Source organism: Virgibacillus sp. JSM 102003 (assembly GCF_041949995.1).
Lineage (GTDB): Bacteria > Bacillota > Bacilli > Bacillales > Amphibacillaceae > Lentibacillus.
The window spans coordinates 412592-433236 of record NZ_JBHFQH010000001.1; the positions used below are offsets into that span (position 1 = coordinate 412592).

Consider the following 20645-nt stretch of genomic DNA (forward strand, 5'->3'; position numbering starts at 1 on the left):
ATACTTTTTAAAAAGTTTGAGTGCTATTATGGCGCTCCGGAAACAACTTCGCGCACTACTTAGGGCGGCTGATAAGCCTCCTTGCTCCTACGTCACTACGTAGCCTCATCTAGGCTAAAGCTCCCACAAGTGTCTACGTGTATTTCCTCTGCTGGGTTTGCTACAATCTTTTAGAAAACAGTGTCTATAAAAGATCTTCGAATTCCTTTTTCGCATCTGATTGATTAGTTAATTTAACAACTTCAATGCCACTTATTGTCTCTTCTATCAATGCAGAGAAGTCTTCCTGTGACTCAAACATATTTACTTTTTCTCTAGTAGGTTTCGTCTTTGGTGACTTTGGAACAAAAATTGTACAGCAATCCTCATAAGGACGTATTGAAATGTCATACGTATCAATTTTTCTGGAAATATTAATAATATCATTCTTATCCATTGAAACTAATGGTCTGATGATTGGATAATTGGTTACTTCATTTATTGCATTCATACTTTCCATTGTTTGACTTGCTACCTGTCCAAGACTTTCGCCGGTTGTCATCGATAATATAGACTCATTCCTGCACACTTGCTCACTAATACGTAACATCATTCGACGCATAATTGTCATTGCATACCCGTCAGGCATCTCCCGAAAAATGTGCTGTTGCAATTTAGTAAAAGGAACTACGTGAACTTTAATTGAATTTCCATATTCCGTCAGTTTCTCTGCTAAGTCCATCACTTTTTGTTTCGAACGTTCACTTGTGAATGGTGGTGAATGAAAATGAATAGCCTCTAGTTGAACACCGCGTTTCATAGCAAGATATCCCGATACAGGGCTGTCGATTCCACCAGACAAAAGCAACAAAGACTTTCCTGATGTACCCACCGGTAATCCGCCAAGCCCTGGAATTATACTAGAAGTTATATAGGTTGCTTCGGTTCTGATTTCAACTTTGATTTCCAGGTCTGGCTGGTGAACATTAACGGTATAGCCAGTTGTATTAGATAAAAGATGCCCACCCAGCACCTGGTTCATATCTTGTGATCGAACAGGAAAGTTCTTATCAATTCGCTTGACGGACACTTTAAACGAATTGACATTTTCACTATTATTTAGCGCCCATAGTGCTGCTTGTTTAATTTCATCTTCATCGTTACGAACCTTTACTGCCAGACTAAGGCTTTGAATTCCAAAAACTTCACTGCACTTTTCTATAATCGGGTCAGGTTCATGGCCATTTAATAAGACAAACATTCTCCCTTGTGTACGTTTTACTTGTACATCTGGAAAGGCCTTTAACTTTCTGCGAATATTACTTTGTAGCTGAACGATAAACTTTTTTCTATTTTTACCTTTAAGCGCCATTTCCCCGTATCGTATTAAAATATGATCATATTGCATAGTTATCTACTCCATTACTGCTTTTAGTTGATTTACTGCTTCTTCTAATTCAATTAAAAACGTATTAATTTCACTTTCTGTAGTATCATACGACATGCTGATGCGAAGTGCAGATGTTGAACGATCTATGTCATAACCGCAAGCTGCTAATATTTTACTCTCGTCAGCCTGTTTGGAAGAACAGGCTGATTTGGTTGAAATATATATTTGCTTTTCTCCAAGCATATGAATAATCACTTCAGGCTTCAATCCCGGCACAGAAATGTTCATAATGTGTGGCGCTGCATCATCTGGTGTATTGATTACCACACCATCCATTACAGACAGTTTTTCCCGGAGATACTCATGTAGCTGATACATGGCTTTAACTTCTGTCTTTTCCCGCTCTTTTATTAACCTTAATGCTTTTACAATCGAGACTGCACCAGCAAGGTTCTCAGTTCCGGAGCGAAGAGAATGTTCCTGATTGCCACCATGTAGCAACGGATACATTGTAGTCTTTTTATTCACATATAAAATCCCAGTTCCTTTTAACCCATGGAGTTTATGTCCTGAAATGGCGCATAAATCAATTCCACTGTTTGTGAGTTCTAAAGGTATTTTTCCCATTCCCTGAACATTATCTACATGGAAAAATATCTTTGGGTATTCTTTGAGAATTTCTCCGATTTTCTTAATTGGTTGAATTGATCCCAGCTCATTATTAACATGCATGATGCTGACCAGAATCGTATCATTTCGAATTGAATTCGTTAAATCCTTTATAGAGATTACACCATTTTTATCTACAGGTAAATACGTTACTGTGAATCCTAAATCCTCCATACTGTTGCATGCTTCAAAAACAGATGGATGCTCAATTTCAGTTGTGATAATGTGTTTTCCACGTCCTTGGTGCTTAAGCCCAATACCCTTTATCGCAAGATTATTCCCCTCCGTTCCTCCAGAAGTAAAAATGACTTCATTCTGTTGAACATTGAGGAGTTGTGATGCTTGCTCCTTTGACTTAATTAATAATTTTTCAGCCTCACCACCAAGTTGATGAATACTGGATGGATTAGCAAAAAATCGTTCAGTTGCTTGATAAAAGCTATCAAGAACGGATTGAGCAGGTTTAGTTGTTGCACTGTTATCTAAATAAATCATGTTAAATACTCCTTAGATTTGATAAGCGAAAACCAACTTATAAATACTTGACATTCCTTTATGAAGTAGGAAAGTCTTACTTCCATTAGAAAAACTTGGCTTTCACCAAGTTTTAAAAGCGAAAAACAAAGTTTCACTTATATCATAAATATTAGTTCTTCTTATAGTGTTAAGAATTAGCATTCCCATAAATAACCTTTGCAATTATTTTTCTTCTAACATCTCGAGTAACACATCAATTGATACTCTATTGTCTTCATTCGTAAGCCTAACACTACCAAGCTTCGTCGTTGGAGATTGCTGTTTCTTTTTCATTGCATACACTTTATCAGCTTTTCTTTCTGGTTGCGTAAACAATGCACTTTTTTTTATTATGACGCTTCTAGAAGCTGCATGTTCATTTGCAATCACCGGGCTATTTTGAGCTGTGAAAAACATGAATATGGCAATTCCCCAAACACATATTGTACCTGTACCCAGGAGCAGCAGAACCCCTCTATAGCCTAAACGCATATTAATTTGCTGCCTTTTGATATGCTTCTATGCGTTTTAATGCACCTGGCTCAATTTCTTCAACAGCTTTAGCTGCCTGTTCTATAGCAAGATCATATTCATAGGAACGAAACAGACGTTCAGATTCGGACAACTTAGCAGCAAGAATTGGATATTGACTCCGATATCTATTTGCGTACTGGATAACTTGTTCTGTTAAATATGCCTGATCCAACATCAATTCTGTTTGTTCTGTTACGTGATCAACCGCAGCTTTCGCGTCGGATAATGCGTGCTGAACTTCTGCGATATCCAATGGCTGTTTATCCAGTAATTGAAGTACACGGGCATTCTTTTCAGATGCTTCCTCCATGATATTCCAAATAGCTCCAGGAACGCCTGGGATATTACTTTTATTTAGCCTGCGATTGATATGATACAGTTCATTTTTCATATCTGTTAACTTCTCTTTTGCTTCCAACTCGTCTTTTCTTAAATTTTGTATATGATTCTTAAATTCATCAAGTTTCTGCTGCAAATCTTCAATTTGCTGGAGTCCATTCTCCAATTCTACGCGCAAATCAGAATGTGTATTGTTTTCACTTTCCATATCAGCTGAAAGTTCTTCAAGCTGATTTCTTAATCTTAATATAGACTTTTCCAATGACAGGTACTTTTCCATATCACTGTCTTCAAAGTAATAGGTTTTCTTTAACGTTTCTACTTCTTCTTTTGTTATATGAAAATCTTCCTCTAGGCTATCCAATGCTTCCTGGTAACTTGGCAGCTTAGATTCGACATAACTTTTGGCAATAGCTTCCTTCTCAAGTAATTGGTACATTTCCGCTATTCTTTCATTTACTTCTTCTATTACTATGTTCGCTTCAGCAGTATCTCCTTTTTCAAGGGTATTCACACAATCCAAAAGACGGCGCTGATAGTTATGTACTTCTTTTTCAAAACCAAGATGTTCAATTCGGTAACCGTCTTCCTTCATATCTCTTAACCCTTTAAAAAGTTCGTCCAACTGGGCTGGCAAATCATGCTTACATGTTTTATAAATCATTGGAAATGCATCAATGCGTGATTGCAGTTCATCCAACTTTTGCTTGAGATCTTCAACAAGCTGATGTGCTTCGGAGTAATCACCTGAACTAACTAAGTCATGATATTGATTAAGTTGTTGTTCAAGTTCATCTATCTCAACATCAAAACGTACTTCTGCCTTACCATATTGATAACGATTTTGTGAAAGCTTTTTGCGCAGTTCCTTAATATCAGGCTGTATTTGTTCAATTTCTTTTCGGCTTGTTTCCTCAGATTCCATCAGTTCATCTAGTTCTTCAAGCATTTTTTCAATATCTGTTTCAATTGACTGCAATGTCTGTTCTACTTTTCTCAATGTTTTTTTAGCGGTGGAGAACCGGTACCGATCTGCAGCTTCTTCCGCATCAAATAAATATTCTTCAATATCAGGCAGCTCTTTTGTTATGATATATTCCCATCGTTCTTTCCACGATTCAAATTTCACTTGTGTTTCACCAGACAAATTTAAACTTTTAATACGCCCAAGCTGGGATGCGATATTCCGATTCATTATGTCCATTTTCCATGCTTCCAATCGGTCCACAACATCATATACCCGTTTTCGTAAAATAAGCCCTACAATTATTAGTGCAATGATTACTAGAATAATTCCTATGATATATGCCATAAAATGCCTCCTAACTGCATTCCTGAATAAGAGGATAGCCTTTCGTTGGCAGATAAGAAAGTATAAAGTAAATCCTTTCTTACTGCATAAGTGCAAACTAAGGCTAATCTATATTAAAGCTTGGGATAAGCCAAGTTTGAAGAAAAAATATTCATAAATTAACACTCAAAAAGCGTATAATTATCTCATTATTATACATATGATACCATGTAATTTACATTTTTGGCTAAAAAATTTCAAATAAATTAAGGATTTGACAAATTTTATTAACAAAAATAAAAAATGGCGTTAATTATTTGCCATTTTTACATATTATTAGTTTACTACTAGTTATTTTGCGAGACAACGTAATCTAACCATTTCTCAATCGTTCGAATATAATTATCTGCAAATTGATTATGTGAATCTGTCCCAACCACCTGATTTTTCCATTCATTCTGTAATATGTACGGAGTAATTAACATTCCTTTCAGCTGCATTAACAGAAATCGACTATCCAGATTATTCTTTTTCTGTTTTGGGAAAATGGCATAGAATGAGTTGCTTATAAAATAATTTTCTTTAGCAAGATATGTTACCGTCATTTCACGCACAAACACTGAGTCCAGTGAAAGCTCACGATGGATGAAACATGAGAATTGATGATTACTCTGTTTGTAATGTATAATTGTTGCAATCATTCTTTTCAAACGTTCCAATGGTGAAATGGACTCATTATGCAACATAGCTGTTTCGATCGCTTTCAAATAAGACTCGTAGTATTGTGTAACAGCATGCTCTAAGAGTCCCTGTTTACTCTTAAAATAGTAGCTGATCAGCGAAACGTTGACAGTTGCTTTATCTGCAATGTCTCTTACTGACGTTCCATGAAAGCCATTTTGAAAAAATAATATAGAAGCTGCATCAACAACCTTTTGTTTAGTTGGATTTTTCTTCATCAGTTTTCAACTCCTTACATCTCTTTTACGACAAAGTGAGGATTTATCCTGCATTTTTCTCTCGACAATTAATTATGTTATTTGTCGAAATATACACATTTGAAAGGGAAATGAATATGTTTCAAGCAACAGCCTATTCCGGAAATAAAGCTAAAGATTACGAATTATTATTAAAACAACTTACCGCTTTGTCTGAGGGTGAACAAGATGATATTGCTATTTTATCGAATGCATCTTCATTATTAAACCAATTTCTAGATGAAGTAAACTGGGTCGGTTTTTATTTATGGAAAGAAAATGAATTAGTGCTTGGTCCATTTCAGGGACTACCTGCCTGCATTCGAATTGCATATGGCAAGGGGGTCTGTGGAACCGCAATAGAAGAAAGAAAAACCCAAAGAGTTGCAGACGTTACAGCATTTCCAGGTCATATCGCCTGTGACAGTGCAAGTAAATCGGAAATTGTAGTACCATTAATTGTAAATGATGAAATTTATGGTGTTCTCGATATTGATAGTCCGATAACGAACCGATTTGATGAAACAGACCAAACCTACATCGAAAGGTTTGCGGAAATATTAGAAGAATTAGTCAGGTAAAAAGTAAAGTGGCTGAAGAATATGATTCAGCCACTTTTTGTTTATATATTAGGATGCTTTTTTAACTCTTTTTCCTTTACAACACAGTTCTTTCCAATCTCTTTCGCTTCATATAGTGCTTTGTCTGCACGAATAAAGACATCACTTACAGAATCCCGCTTCTTATCAATCCAAGATGATACACCGCAGGATAGTGTAATTCCAGGCTCGGTGAAACTTTCTACTTGCGTCCGTATTTGACCAGCCAGCACTACACCATCATCAATACTGGCGTTGGGCAGATAAATAGCCAATTCTTCTCCACCCCATCGGGCAGGGATGTCCTCGTGTCCTAATTGGGTTCTGATAATATTCGCTACTTGGACAATTACCTCATCACCAATATAGTGCCCATATATATCATTTATTCTTTTGAAATCATCAATATCAAATAGAATTAATGCCCCTTTTTCATCTGATTGCATATGTGCTTTCAGCTTTTCGTCAAGATGGTTCCTTGAATATAACTTAGTAAGATAATCAGTAATTACCGATTCTTCCAATTTATCTTTTAAAATAGAATTAGTCAGCGCCAGGGTAGAATGCTGAACAAGGGATTGCATTAACTTATAGTTTTCAAAGGAAAAGAAGTATTTATCCTCGTGCAAAATTATTACTGCCCCATAAACCTTACCGGATTGTCTCATCGGTATTGCCATAATAGAACAATACGGAATGTCCCGTTTAAAATCGCCACTGAACATCGGGTCAGCATTTGCCTTCATCTGAATAAGTATGTCTTCAGCAAATAGTTCGCCTTTTGTAGTTTCAAAGTAACTTGTACTGCCTGCCAAAATACTGTATGCATAATCAGATTCATCGTCAACATAAATAAAGCCTACCTGTGTTGCACGACACGCTTCCATTATCTGCTTTCGTACAATAGCAATAATTTCAGTAAGCCTTAAATTCGAATTAAGTGTATGTGTAGCTTCGTTTATTAACTTCAGATCGGATACAAGATGTTTAGAATGCTGATATAGTGTTACATTCTCGATCGCCGCACCAGCTGTGTTTGCAAATTGCGTAATGAATTCAATTTCATCCTCTGTGAAATCAACAGCGTGCGGTGTAATAATTTGCAATACCCCGTAAACCCCCTGCCTTCCTTTTAAAGGAGCATATATACTAGTATTTTTATCCTTCACACGATCTTCCAGCTGCACTTTTCCGGATAGAAATGCCTGTGTACTTACTCGCTTCGTGGCAGCGTCACTATATTCAATTGTTTTAATGGGCAGCGAACTTTCCGCTTCATAATCTTGGGATAATAATAAATAATATGTAAATGCAGGGTATTGTTTAAGTAAAGATTGAATAATATCTTTCAAAATATCCTCTTTAATAGTCATGGAATATAAACGTGTAGACATATCAAATAAAAATTTACTCTTACTTACACTGTTTTCACTTAACTTATAATAATTAACCAGCTTTAATAACTGCTCTGTTTCCCGTTTAATTAACTTAACACTATCATCATATAGGGTGTCTACATTTTTCGGATAAGAAAGAAATACAAAACCAGAAGACCCAAATTTCGGAACCAGTGGTATAATGACAGAATAAAGTAATTCATTTTTCTCTCTAAAAATTAATTGCCCGTTTGCACTGTCAGATCGCAAAAGCTGTTGGTTAATATCACGAAAATCTACTTTACTTTTCATTAATAATCTTACTTCATTAGAATTCGTCTTTATTTCATACTTTTTATTCCAGTTATTATATATATAGATTGCTGCATGCGTTGTATTCAACATAGTTGCCAAACTATTCGTAACTGTTGATAAAAGTTCATCATATGAAAAATGTGCAATATCAGAGATCAATTCAAAGTATGTACTCCTTAGATTCTCTTGTAAATCTTTTTGAGTTATCATTTATAGTATCACCTATCATATCGTCGTTCTTTAGATTTTTCTATATTATATCGAAACATCTGACAATTTCCTATACAGTTTTAATAAAAAAGCTGTTTTCTAACAAATAATTGGTATGATTACGGACTGGACCAATGTTTTTGAGCCTCGGACAGTCGCTTTCCGCGGGAGTCGACTGCTTGAAGCGGGAAATAACCAAGCTAACGAAGTAAATCACGTAGACTCGTATGAGAAAAAGAGGTGTATTTCAGGACAGTGAGGTATCACAGCACTTAATTTATTTTTCAACACTGAACTGCAGTAACTGCAGTCAGCAATAATTTTTTAGATAATAACCAAGAACAAAGCTGCTATTAGTGAATTAATCAAGTTTTTATTGACTTTCACTGTTATAGCTTATATACTATTCTTTGTGTAAAATAAAAGGTAGCTTACGTGAACCTACGTTTATGTCATTTTATTCCTCAAAAATGAGGTGTATCGTGTAACTCTCTGCTGCTGGAGCGATGGTACATGAAAATAAAATGTATAGCGGATTTGGAACACACTGTTTATTTTATGCTAATAAACTAATAAAGGAGGAAATGTCTAATGGCACGATTTACTGGATCAATATGGAAGAAATCACGTCGTCTCGGCATTTCATTAACTGGAACTGGTAAGGAACTAGATAAACGTCCTTACGCTCCAGGTCAACATGGACCAAATTCACGCAGAAAAATTTCTGAATATGGTTTACAGCAACAAGAAAAGCAAAAACTTCGCTTCATGTATGGATTAAATGAACGTCAATTCCGTAATCTCTTTACAGAAGCTGGTAATATGAAAGGTATTCATGGTGAAAATTTCATGCTTTTACTTGAATCTCGCCTAGATAACCTTGTTTACCGCCTTGGACTTGCTCGTACACGCAGACAATCTCGTCAGCTAGTAAACCACGGTCATGTAACCGTTGACGGCAAGCGCGTTGATATTCCATCGTATCGCCTAAAGCCAGGTCAGGTAATCGGACTACGTGAAAAGTCACAGAATCTGGATATTATTAAAGAAGCAATTGAAGTAAATAACTTCGTTCCAGAATACCTTTCTTTTGACGCAGATAAAATGGAAGGAAGCTACACTCGTTACCCAGAGCGTTCTGAACTTCCAGCTGAAATCAACGAACCACTTATCGTTGAATTTTACTCTCGTTAAAAAACGACACTCCAAACCCCTTGATATAGTAAGGGTTTTGGAGTTTTTCTTTGTGCATGCATACTATTCGTCTTCATCCTCCCCTTTCACTATCTAAGATAGAGTTTCTTTATGCATGCGAAATCTTTAAATTTACTTCTTCCCTTCTTCTTTTATGGTTAAAGCGGATTAACCGCATTGCATTTAAGATTACAAGCAATACACTTGCTTCATGGATAAACATACCGGATGCAAGATGTACGGTTCCTGCTAGTACACCGGCTAAGAGAACAACTACAATCCCCACTGAAAAGAATGTATTTTGCTTCATGTTGCTAACGGTTGCTTTAGATAGTGAATAGCCATGTGAGAATTGCATAAGACTATCTGCCATTAAGACAACATCGGCAGTTTCCATAGAAACATCTGTACCACCTTCACCCATTGCCAATCCGATATCAGCCGCAGCAATTGCTGGTGCATCATTGATACCGTCCCCCGCCATTGCGACGACATGCCCTTCATTTTGTAATTTCTTCACGAAGATTACTTTGTCTTCTGGTAATAATTCCGCCTGGTACTCATCTAATCCTAATTTACTCGCAACTAATGCAGCAGTGTGCCTGTTATCACCTGTAAGCATAACGATTTTCTTAATACCGTTTTTCCTCATTTCAGCTAAAGCTTTTGGAGCATCTTCCCGAATTTGATCAGCTATAGAGAAAACACCTGCTACTTTTCCATCAACTGCTGCATATATTGCAGTATTACCTGCCATTTCACAGTTCACGGCATACGCTGCAACCTCTGCTGGCACCTCAATATTTTCGGAATTCATTAAATGACGATTTCCCACAGTAAGCGATTGATCGTTAACTTTTGCAGAAATTCCATTTCCTTTTATGACTTTTCCTTCTTTAAGTTCTCCTCTAAAATCTATCTTTCTATTACTTGCTTCTTTTACAATAGTTTGACCTAAATGATGTTCCGAAATTGTTTCCACTTGTGCAACTAAACGCAATAATTCATTTGTATCCTGATAGTTAAATAATTTAATGTCGGTAACTTCCGGCTTTCCTTTTGTTAGTGTGCCTGTTTTGTCAAAAACTAGAGTGTCCACCTTGGAAAAGGTATCCATTACTTCGCCACCTTTAACCAGGAAACCATTTTTGGCACCATTTCCAATACCAGCGACGTTTGATACAGGAGCTCCAATCACCAGGGCTCCGGGACAGGCAACAACTAAGAATGTGATAGCTAAATGTAGATCTCTTGTCAATATATAGACCGCAATTGATAGTATAACAACTGCTGGTGTATAAACATTGGCAAACTTGTTAAGAAACTTCTCTGTTTTTGATTTTGACTCCTGTGCTTCTTCCACCAGTTCGATAATCTTCGAAAAAGTGGTATCATTGCCAACTTTTTCAGCAACAATCTCAATATAACCATTATCCACAATAGTCCCACTAAAAACCTTGTCATTTAACTTCTTGGATGCGGGTATCGATTCACCTGTAACAGCTGATTCATTTAACGATGCACGACCGAACATAATATTTCCATCAACAGGAATACTTCCACCAGAACGAATAATAACATGATCCCCTTCCGCTACTTCTTCAACTGGTACTGTGACATGATTCTCATTACGGACTACAACAGCTTCCTGTGGAGCCATATCGACCAGTTTTTTTAAGGATGAACGTGTTTTCTCTAATGTTCGTGCTTCCAAAAATGCCCCAAATAAAAATAGAAAAGTAACTACAGCTGATTCAACGTATTCACCGATAATTAAAGCACCAATGACTGCGATAGTAACCAGCAATTCAATACTGAAAGCCTTCATTCGAAGCGCCTGAAAGGCTTTCATAAAAATCGGAACACCAGCAACAATTGTCGCAATGATTAACGTTATATCCTTAACGCCTGCATTTCCCATAATTTCAGAAGTGAAACCAAATACAATGAGAATTGCGGTAATTGCTGTAATATGATTTTTGTGTTGATTTATTGTTTTAATCATTTTTTTACTCTCCTTTAATCATCATCTTCTTGATACCTTTATTATAGAGTTCTTTCTGTCTAAGGAAATTGACCGCCATCAAGATTAGGAGATTTTCTTTAAATAAATTACTAATTGCACAAAAATACACACGCCATTTTCAATTATGAAATAGCGTGTGCATTGAATGTTGTTTGGGTGTTTGCACTCTTAAACATCCCCATTATAAATTGTGAAACGATCTATTTATAGCTTATAAGGAAATACTTTTTCTTGCCGCGTCTTATTATGGTAAACATATCGTCAATACGGTCTTCTTCACTTACAACGTACTGCAACTCCTGCTGACGCTCACCATTTATATAAATTGCTCCATTTTTAATGTCTTCTCTAGCTTGTCGCTTTGATGATGATATAGAAGCGTTAACTAAAAGATCAATTAAACCTATTTCTTCTTTAGAAGCTTCGTGGGCTGGAACACCTTTAAAACCCTGCTTAATATCTTCTGCAGATAATTCTTTTAAATTTCCACTGAATAGTGATGCTGATATTTTCTGCGCTTGTTCCAGCGCTTCCTGACTATGCACTTCGCGAGTCATCTCTTCTGCTAACCGTTTTTGTGCCACACGGTTCTCAGGGGTGTTCTCTACTTCTTTTTGTAACTGGTCCAATTCCTCCTTATCGATAAATGTGAAGTAATATAAGAATTTCATTACATCACAATCATCAGCATTAAACCAAAATTGATAAAATTCATATGGTGTTGTTTTTTCCGGATCTAACCAAATAGAACCACCTGCTGTTTTACCAAACTTGGAACCATCAGCCTTTGTTATCAGAGGAACAGTTAAGCCGAACACTTTCGTTTCTTCGTCCATTTCTTCTCTGGAGCGGCGAATCAGTTCCATACCAGCAGTTATATTACCCCATTGATCGCTGCCGCCAATTTGCATGGTGCAATTTTCCTGTTCGTATAATTTTAGGTAGTCTAAAGATTGAAGTATCATGTAACTGAACTCTGTGTAAGATATCCCCTGTTCAATTCTCGCTGACACAGATTCCTTACCAAGCATGTAATTGATACCAAAATGTTTCCCCGCATCCCGCAAAAAGTCAATAACAGTCATGCTACTAAGCCAGTCATGGTTATTACGGGCAACCGCAGCATTTGACCCACTATCAAAATCAAGCAATTTTGCTAATTGCTGTTTAATTTTTTCACTGTAACCTTTTACAACTGTCGCTTCGTTCAGTGAACGTTCAGTGGAACGACCACTTGGATCACCAATCATTCCTGTTCCGCCACCAATCAATGCTATAGGTCGATGTCCAGCTTTCTGAAACCTTTTTAACATTGTGATAGGCAGCAAATGTCCAATATGTAAGCTGTCAGCAGTCGGATCAAACCCACAGTACAATGTTACCTGATTCTCTTCCAAATGCTTGGTTAAACCCTCGGTGTCAGTTGTTTGATGAATCAAATTACGCTGTTCCAAATCCTTTAAAATATCCACTCTCTTCACTCTCCATCTTTTACTATTAATATTTTCTTAACTGCAAATAAAAAAACCCATCCCTAATATAAATAAGGGACGAGTTGACGCTCGCGGTACCACCCTTGTTGCACATGCCACCTTGGAATTGTTAACGATGATGTCACCGTCTTCTTTTTAAAGGAAGAAACTCCGGATTGTAATTCACCAGCAAATATATGCTAACTCTCAGCATCCGTTAGCTCTCTTAAAAATTGATTTGCAAAGCTACTTCGATCTTTCAATGTATTTTAATATTATTACTTATTCATATCACATTCTGATGGCAAACGCAATATATTCACATAATTCCTTCTATACCTAGTACATTGATTATGCTATAATTGATGTTGGAATTTAGGAGGTCTTACTATGGATTATAAACAATTATTTAAAAAATATAAAGAAAAAATAAAGACAATTTGGGGAACTGGAAAAGTTCAAAAATCATCACGTATTACATATGATGTGTTTTGGAATGTAATATTATTTTTTGTGATTGTAGGTGCTGTTGGTCTATTATTCGCAGGTGGTGTAGGTGCAGGTTACTTTGCTTCACTTGTCAAAGATGAACCAGTACGGAGCTATGCCAGCATGGAAAAAGATATATATAATTATGAGGAAACATCAAAATTGTATTTTGCCGGGAATAAGTATTTCGGTAACGTCCGTTCTGATATACATAGAGAAGAAGTTAAATTGGAAAATGTTTCCGATACCTTGAAGAATGCAGTTATTGCAACTGAAGATGAGTATTTCAATGACCATAAAGGGATTGTTCCAAAAGCAATAGTCCGTGCACTAGTACAGGAAGCGACAAATGCAGCAGTCAAAACAGGAGGAAGTACGCTAACACAACAGCTTATTAAGAACCAGATTCTAACGAATGAGGTATCATTTGAACGTAAAGCAAAGGAAATATTGTTAGCACTGCGTTTGGAACGTTTTTTTGAAAAAGATCAAATCCTTGAGGCATATTTAAATATTGTCCCATATGGCCGAGATGCTTCTGGGGGGAATATCGCTGGAATTCAAACCGCTGCACAAGGAATATTTGGTATTGATGCATCTGAGGTTAATCTGCCACAGGCAGCCTACCTTGCAGGACTTCCGCAGAGTCCATCAAGGTATACCCCCTTCAAAAACAGCGGTGGTTTAAAAAGTAAAGAGGGGATGCAACCTGGAATTAATCGGATGAAATCCGTTCTAAACAGAATGTATGAATCAGATACTATTTCAAAAAAGCAATACGAGAAGGCATTAGGTTACGATATAGTAGCTGATTTCATCGAAGAGTCTCAATCACCAATTGAAAAATATCCATACTTAACCTTTAGTGCTGAAAAACGGGCAAAAGAAAAAATACTAAAACATATTGCCAAAAAAGATGGGTACTCAATGGAAGACCTGAACAATGACGAGAAGTTAATGGAAGAATATAAAATATTAGCTGACCGTGCATTGCGTAAAAATGGCTACAAAATCCATACAACAATTGATAAAAAAACACATGATGCGTTTAAAAAGGTCATCAAAAATTACGACACATATGGTCCGGATTGGACTGGTAAAGTTGTTATAAATGAAGAGACTGGTGAAAAGAAAGAAATAACCCAGCCTATCGAAACAGGTGGAATTCTAATTGAAAACAGTTCAGGCAGAATCATTAGCTTTGTTGGTGGCCGTGAGTATACTGAGAAAGATCAAATAAATTATGCAACAGATGTAATTCGTTCGAATGGCAGTACCATGAAGCCAATACTCACCTATGCTCCAGCAATGGAAAAAGGAGTTATACAACCTGGGACACCACTAGCTGATGTCAGAACAACTTATTCCACACCTGGAGGTTCCTATACACCTAGAAACTATGCAGGTGGCTATCATGGTCTAGTTTCTGCTCGAAAGGCACTTAAAAATTCCTATAATATACCTGCAATCAGAATTTATGACCAAATCAGATCGCAGGATCCTGTTAGTGAATTTTTAAAGCCTATGGGAATTACAACCTTAGGTGAAAATGAATATGCTAACCTCTCTTTGGGAATCGGTGGTACCACCAATGGAATCTCAATTGAGGAAAACACAAATGCTTACAGTACGTTTGGCAACAATGGTAAAGCCGTCGATGCTTACATGATTGAAAAAATAACCACAACTGATGGTGAAGTAATCTATGAACATAAAAGTAAACCTGTAGATGTATATTCACCACAAACTAACTATCTAACTCTTGATATGATGCGTGATGTAATTAGCGGTGGAACAGCAGCATATTTAAATTCCCAATTGAAGTATAGTGGAGTAGATTGGGCTGGGAAAACTGGTACATCACAAGACAAAAAAGATACGTGGTTTGTCGCAACCAATCCAAATGTAACTTTTGGAACATGGATGGGTTATGAGATTGGAAAATCACTTGAATGCCCAAGCTGCTCATTAGGGTACAGCAGCAGAAATGTAAAACTATGGGCAAAGTTGATTAACGCAGCTTCTGATGTCAATCCAGAATTAGTTGCACCTAAAAAGAATTTCGAGCGTCCAGGTGGAATTGTATCACGGAGCTATTGTGCAATATCGGGTATGCTTCCATCAGATTTATGTGAAAAAGCCGGCTTAATAAAAAGCGACTTGTTTAATGCCAAATATGTGCCTACCGAAGAAGATGACAGTCTTGTAAAAGGAACATATGTAATGGTAAATGGTAAAGCAGTTATAGCTGGGGAAAATACACCCGAAGAATTTACTGAGGGAGATGGAATAACCTTCAACCCAGAATTTCTTAAACGAAAGGGCTATGACAAACTGGATGATTTAACCCAACTTTTTCCAAGAACCAATCGTGAAAAGTGGGAAAAAATCAGTTTACCAGAGTCTGAAGTCTCTGACGGTACAATAGAAGACGATGGAAAGAAACCTTCTGCTCCTACGTCAGTTGCAGGATCCGGAAATAAGATAACCTGGAAAAAGTCCAGCAGTAAAGATGTTGTAGGTTACCGTATTTACCGTGCAAATAGTCCTGAAGATAGCTTTAGCCTCGTTGGTAACACAACTGAGAATAGCTTTGGTATTTCCAAAGGCAAGGCTGTTTATCATGTAAAAGCGGTTGATTACTTCGGATTAGAATCATCTGCATCCAAAGAAATTGTTGTTGGTGACTTTTCTGAGCCTGAAGAGCCTGAGGAACCAGAGGGTGATAAACCTGACAAGGAAGATAAAGCCGTTGAACCTGTCACAAATGTCTCGGCGAATTATGAAAACAAAAAAATCACAGTTTCTTGGAACCATAGTGAGAAGGCAACGTTCGAAATAACGTTAACAGGTGAAAGTTATAATAAAAAAGAAACAACTCAAGAGAAGAGTCAGTCATTCCCAGATATTCAACCAAATGGAAAAAAATACAAGGGGAAAGTAACTGCAATTGTGGATGGAAAACCGAGCAAGCCTGTCCCATTCACTGTCAAAGCTAATAAAAAACCAAATGAGGGATCAGGCTAATAACCATCAGACGACGCTATGAAGGCGTCGTCTGTTTTTCTTTGAGTTTTTACTAAAAATGCCATCAATATTACTGTATAATAGAAAGATATAAAGAATACTTCTTTAAAACAAGGCGGTGAAAAAAATGGATCATATTAAAACGTATCATTCTGTCACACGCGACACTCCAAATGGCCCAGTCATCATCGAAGGACCGCTTTCATCCACAGAATTAAGAAAGTATCATTTCCATGAACAATTAACTGCTTTTCGACCTGCCCCCAAACAATTTGAAGCTATTTCAAGTATTGCAGACTTTCCAGAGGGAAGAATTATCATTGCAAGAACCCAAGACACCATCGTTGGCTATGTAACATACTTACATCCCGATCCACTTGAACGGTGGTCTGAGTTTAATATGGAAGACCTTATTGAACTTGGTGCAGTTGAGATTATTCCAAAATATCGTGGATCAGGTATTGCCTCAGGCATATTAAAAGTATCCATAATGGATGATTATATGGAGAATTATATCCTAATATCAACCGAGTATTATTGGCATTGGGATCTTGAAGGCACTAGATTGAGTATATGGAATTATCGTAAAGTAATGGAGAAAATGATGGCTGCAGGCGGACTCCTTCCTGCCCCAACGGATGACCCGGAAATCATATCACATCCGGCTAATTGTCTAATGGTTCGAATCGGGAAAAATGTACCGGAAGAATCAATTAAACAGTTTGATAAACTTCGGTTTTTACAGCGTCATCAATATCGTAATATGAGGGAGAGATTATAAATGCTCGTAGAGGAAATTATGAAAAAAGAAGTCATTACACTGACGAAAACTGCAACAATTGCCGAAGCATTAAAATTACTTCATGAGAATCGTATTAGACACATTCCAATCGTTGATGATAACTATTATGTAATTGGGATTGTATCTGATCGAGATGTACGTGATGCTTCACCATCTATTTTAAATCAAGATGCAGACCAAAGTGAACTTGAAAATGAAATTCAGTCGATTATGACGCAGGATGTCATAACCGTTCATCCACTTGATTTTGTTGAAGAAATTGCTAGAGTTTTTTACGATGAAGAATTCGCGTGCTTACCCGTAGTCAGAGAAAATAAATTAGTTGGAATGATTACTGAAAAAGACATGCTTCATACGTTTATTCAGCTCACAGGTACAAACCTTCAAAGCTCACAAATTGAAATAAAAGTACCACATAAGCCAGGGATATTACCAGAGGTCGCAGCTATTTTTGGTGCCCGCAAAACTAATATTACATCCGTTTTAATATATCCTTATAACGATGATCCGAATTTTAAAATTCTCGTTTTCCGTATTCAGACCATGAATCCTATGCCAGTTGTGCAGGACTTACGAGAGGCTGGCTATGATCTGATGTGGCCAAACAATATCGTGGGGCCAAAAGTATGACTTGTAACTCGTCATTTGTTTACTCTAATAAATTTTTAAACTACCAATTTCATTCGGATCATCCATTTAATCAAAAAAGGGTATTATTAGCAAAGGAATTATTAGAAGATATAAACATTTTAACTAATAAGGATATAATTGAACCACGCAAGGCTACTGAAGATGAACTTGCACTTTTTCATGACATATCTTATATCCAGGCTGTTCAAAAAGCAAGTAATGGAAAATTGCAGGCAAATGAAGGATTAGAATTTGGGATTGGAACAGAAGACACGCCGATATTTGACGGTATGCATGAAGCATCAACTTATTTGGTCGGCGGTACCTTAACTGCAATAGATACCGTGTTACAAGGGCAGTCAGATCATGCTTTAAATTTAGGTGGCGGACTCCACCATGGGTTCAAAAGAAAAGCAAGTGGTTTCTGTATTTATAATGACGGTGCAGTAGCTATTAAATACATTCGTGAAAAATATGATTTGAAAGTATTATATGTAGATACGGATGCACATCACGGAGATGGTGTTCAATGGGCATTCTATGATGATCCAAATGTATGTACTTTTTCTATCCATGAAACAGGCAGATACCTTTTCCCTGGCACAGGAAACGTTAACGAAAGAGGAATAAAAGAAGGACATGGATTTTCTTTTAACATCCCGATCGATGCGTTTACCGAAGATGAATCATTTATCAATCTATATGAATCCGCTTTCCGGGAAATTGTTGAGTATTTCAAGCCTGATGTCATCCTGACACAAAATGGTGCAGATGCACACATATACGACCCGCTGACACATCTGTGTGCTACGATGGGCATTTTCGAAAAAATTCCTTTATTAGCACATGAGTTAGCACATCAATATTGTAATGGACGCTGGATTGCACTAGGTGGTGGCGGATATGATATGTGGAGAGTTATTCCTCGTGCATGGGCTCAAATATGGAGCGTTATGAAAACAGGTGATGTTCAAAAGGGTGATCTGCCTTCTGCTTGGCAATCCAAGTGGCAAAAAGAGTCACCTGTTACATTACCTGATTACTGGCATGATAGCAAAAGTATTGTGCCAATAATCCCACGAAAAGCAGATATTACTGAAAAAAATGAAAAAGTACTTCAAAGTGCCTTAAAATACGCAAAGAATATACAAAACAACAAGTAATAAAGGGAGATGATTTATTACAATCATCTCCCTTTCATTTATTCTGTATTATTTTCCATAATAACCATTTCTACTCGTCTGTTTTTACTCCAGTTTATTGCTGAAGTGTTTGGCACTATAGGTCTTGTGGCCCCATAACCAACAGCAGTAAAGCGTGAGTTATCGAAATTTTTTTCATTAATCAGGTAGCGTATTACACTACTAGCGCGTGCACCGGATAATTCCCAATTTGACGGATATCGAAAATTAGAGATGGGTCGATTATCGGTGTGCCCTTCCACTTTTACATGATTAGGTATATTGGAGAGAAGCTTCGCAATTTTATCTAAGAAAGGTTTTCCCGAATCAACAATTACTGCCTTTCCAGAATCAAATAATATACTTTCCTGCAAAACCAATACAACCCCACGTTCAGTTCTGCTTGCTGAAACAACATTATTTAAACTGTTATTGTCCAAATATTGCCCAACATCCCCCATCAATTTATCCAAGGAATCTTCAGCTTCTTCAGGTGTGTCATCTCGGTCATTAATATTTTCTATCTGGGTTGGATTTTCAAATTCATTCGAATTCTTACCGCTCTCCTGATTGCTCGTGTTTTCTGTTGGATTCTCCATCGGTACTGGAGATGGGTAGAATTCAAATATCATCCGATTCTTAAACGATTCAGAAATAGCCTCAAATTTCACTAGATCTATTTGTGACATGGAAAATAACAGTATAAAAAAGACCAAAATAAGCGTTACCATGTCCGAATATGTAACCATCCATTTAGGTGCCCCGGAATTACTCTTTCTCCTTGTGCTCCTACGCTTCATTTACGCTCTCTCCTGCGTAAGCAGTTTCCTCATCAACTTCATCTTTTTTCTTCGTTTCTTTTGGAAGGAATGCACCTAATTTCTCCTCCAAAATACGTGGGTTCTGCCCTGATTGAACACCTATAACACCTTCGATGATTACCTGTTTAATAAACATTTCTTCTTCCGTTTTTGTTTCCAGTTTATTTGCCATCGGAATGAATACAAGGTTAGCTAGAACAGTTCCATAAAGTGTTGTCAACAGTGCTACAGCCATATTCGGTCCCAAAGTTGTCGGGTCTGTTAAACTATTTAGCATTAGAACAAGCCCTACTAATGTTCCGATCATCCCCCAGGCTGGTGCATATTCCCCGGCTTTTTCAATAATCGCTCGACCTTTATAATGCCTATCTTCCATTGCAGTTATTTCTGCATTCAGAATATCATTTATAACCTCTGGCTCAATCCCGTCAACTGCAAGAAGGATACCTTTCTTAATAAATTCATCATCTACTTCTTCTAGCTCGTTTTCAAGAGCTAATATACCTTCTCTGCGTGCACGCTCAGACAAACGTATAAATAACCCGATTAATTCAGGAAGTCGTTGATCGCTTTGGTGAAATACTTCCTTCATAACTTTAGAAGTAAGCTTAATTTGATCTAATTTAAAATTAATAAATAGTGACGCAAATAGTCCACCAATTACGATAAAGATGGAGGCAATGTCAAGAAAGGACCCCATCCCCTGCGTGCCACCTTTTGAAAGAATGGCCAGCATTATCATAATAAATCCCAATGTAATACCGATCGGAGTTAGTATATCTCTTTTCCTCATAATCTCGCTCCCTAA

At 37.0% G+C, this 20645-nt stretch carries 16 protein-coding genes and 1 other annotated feature; of the genes, 6 read left to right on the forward strand and 10 right to left on the reverse strand.

The features are described from left to right. Window positions 1–184 precede the first annotated feature (184 nt). The 5 genes from thiI to refZ all read right to left on the reverse strand — a co-directional run bounded on the left by thiI (window position 185) and on the right by refZ (window position 5677). A complete protein-coding gene (gene thiI, locus ACE1TG_RS02125; protein ID WP_375050696.1) occupies window positions 185–1387 on the reverse strand; it encodes a tRNA uracil 4-sulfurtransferase ThiI in 1203 nt (400 codons plus the stop codon). A gap of 6 nt (window positions 1388–1393) precedes the next feature. Continuing rightward, the gene (locus ACE1TG_RS02130) at window positions 1394–2533 is read right to left on the reverse strand and encodes a cysteine desulfurase family protein (RefSeq protein WP_375050697.1); all 1140 of its coding nucleotides are present in this window, start codon (window positions 2531–2533) and stop codon (window positions 1394–1396) included. A 204-nt stretch (window positions 2534–2737) separates the two neighbouring features. After that, the gene (locus ACE1TG_RS02135; protein WP_375050698.1) at window positions 2738–3046 is read right to left on the reverse strand and encodes a hypothetical protein; all 309 of its coding nucleotides are present in this window, start codon (window positions 3044–3046) and stop codon (window positions 2738–2740) included. Window position 3047: 1 nt separating this feature from the next. Beyond that, window positions 3048–4739 carry a septation ring formation regulator EzrA gene (gene ezrA, locus ACE1TG_RS02140; RefSeq protein WP_375050699.1) on the reverse strand — a complete coding sequence of 564 codons (1692 nt, stop codon included), beginning with the start codon at window positions 4737–4739 and terminating at the stop codon, window positions 3048–3050. A gap of 326 nt (window positions 4740–5065) precedes the next feature. Next, entirely contained in the window at window positions 5066–5677 is a 612-nt protein-coding gene (gene refZ, locus ACE1TG_RS02145) for a forespore capture DNA-binding protein RefZ (protein ID WP_375050700.1), read from the reverse strand. Window positions 5678–5793: 116 nt separating this feature from the next. Here refZ and ACE1TG_RS02150 point away from each other — a divergent pair, with 116 nt between their 5' ends. Continuing rightward, entirely contained in the window at window positions 5794–6276 is a 483-nt protein-coding gene (locus ACE1TG_RS02150; protein WP_375050738.1) for a GAF domain-containing protein, read from the forward strand. A 41-nt stretch (window positions 6277–6317) separates the two neighbouring features. On the opposite strand, the gene ACE1TG_RS02155 is transcribed toward ACE1TG_RS02150, so the two are convergent. Then, the gene (locus ACE1TG_RS02155; protein WP_375050701.1) at window positions 6318–8195 is read right to left on the reverse strand and encodes a diguanylate cyclase domain-containing protein; all 1878 of its coding nucleotides are present in this window, start codon (window positions 8193–8195) and stop codon (window positions 6318–6320) included. Window positions 8196–8786: 591 nt separating this feature from the next. Here ACE1TG_RS02155 and rpsD point away from each other — a divergent pair. Beyond that, window positions 8787–9389: a 30S ribosomal protein S4 gene (rpsD, locus tag ACE1TG_RS02160; RefSeq protein ID WP_375050702.1), complete on the forward strand. Its 603-nt coding sequence runs from the start codon at window positions 8787–8789 to the stop codon at window positions 9387–9389. 109 nt (window positions 9390–9498) lie between these two features. On the opposite strand, the gene ACE1TG_RS02165 is transcribed toward rpsD, so the two are convergent. Both ACE1TG_RS02165 and tyrS read right to left on the reverse strand, forming a co-directional pair. After that, entirely contained in the window at window positions 9499–11394 is a 1896-nt protein-coding gene (locus ACE1TG_RS02165; protein WP_375050703.1) for a heavy metal translocating P-type ATPase, read from the reverse strand. 221 nt (window positions 11395–11615) lie between these two features. After that, window positions 11616–12887 (reverse strand): tyrosine--tRNA ligase, encoded by a 1272-nt coding sequence (tyrS, locus tag ACE1TG_RS02170; protein ID WP_375050704.1) that lies wholly within the window; start codon window positions 12885–12887, stop codon window positions 11616–11618. Window positions 12888–12958: 71 nt separating this feature from the next. Next, window positions 12959–13159 (reverse strand) — a binding site (T-box leader). 118 nt (window positions 13160–13277) lie between these two features. Between tyrS and ACE1TG_RS02175 the strand changes: the two genes are divergently transcribed. The 4 genes from ACE1TG_RS02175 to ACE1TG_RS02190 all read left to right on the forward strand — a co-directional run bounded on the left by ACE1TG_RS02175 (window position 13278) and on the right by ACE1TG_RS02190 (window position 18998). Further along, window positions 13278–16403 (forward strand): transglycosylase domain-containing protein, encoded by a 3126-nt coding sequence (locus tag ACE1TG_RS02175; protein ID WP_375050705.1) that lies wholly within the window; start codon window positions 13278–13280, stop codon window positions 16401–16403. A gap of 127 nt (window positions 16404–16530) precedes the next feature. Next, window positions 16531–17184, forward strand: a complete 654-nt coding sequence (locus tag ACE1TG_RS02180) for a GNAT family N-acetyltransferase (protein WP_375050706.1) — start codon at window positions 16531–16533, stop codon at window positions 17182–17184. Continuing rightward, complete coding sequence (locus tag ACE1TG_RS02185) at window positions 17185–17835, forward strand: acetoin utilization AcuB family protein (protein WP_375050707.1); 651 nt, start codon at window positions 17185–17187, stop codon at window positions 17833–17835. It begins immediately after the preceding gene. Then, entirely contained in the window at window positions 17832–18998 is a 1167-nt protein-coding gene (locus tag ACE1TG_RS02190) for an acetoin utilization protein AcuC (protein ID WP_375050708.1), read from the forward strand. The genes ACE1TG_RS02185 and ACE1TG_RS02190 overlap by 4 nt, the downstream gene beginning before the upstream one ends. A 38-nt stretch (window positions 18999–19036) precedes the next feature. Here the strand turns inward: ACE1TG_RS02190 and motS are convergent, their stop codons facing one another. Next, window positions 19037–19816: a flagellar motor protein MotS gene (gene motS, locus ACE1TG_RS02195; protein WP_375050709.1), complete on the reverse strand. Its 780-nt coding sequence runs from the start codon at window positions 19814–19816 to the stop codon at window positions 19037–19039. Next, complete coding sequence (gene motP, locus ACE1TG_RS02200; protein ID WP_375050710.1) at window positions 19806–20630, reverse strand: flagellar motor protein MotP; 825 nt, start codon at window positions 20628–20630, stop codon at window positions 19806–19808. Before motP ends, motS begins: the two co-directional genes overlap by 11 nt. Between the last annotated feature and the right edge of the window lie 15 nt (window positions 20631–20645).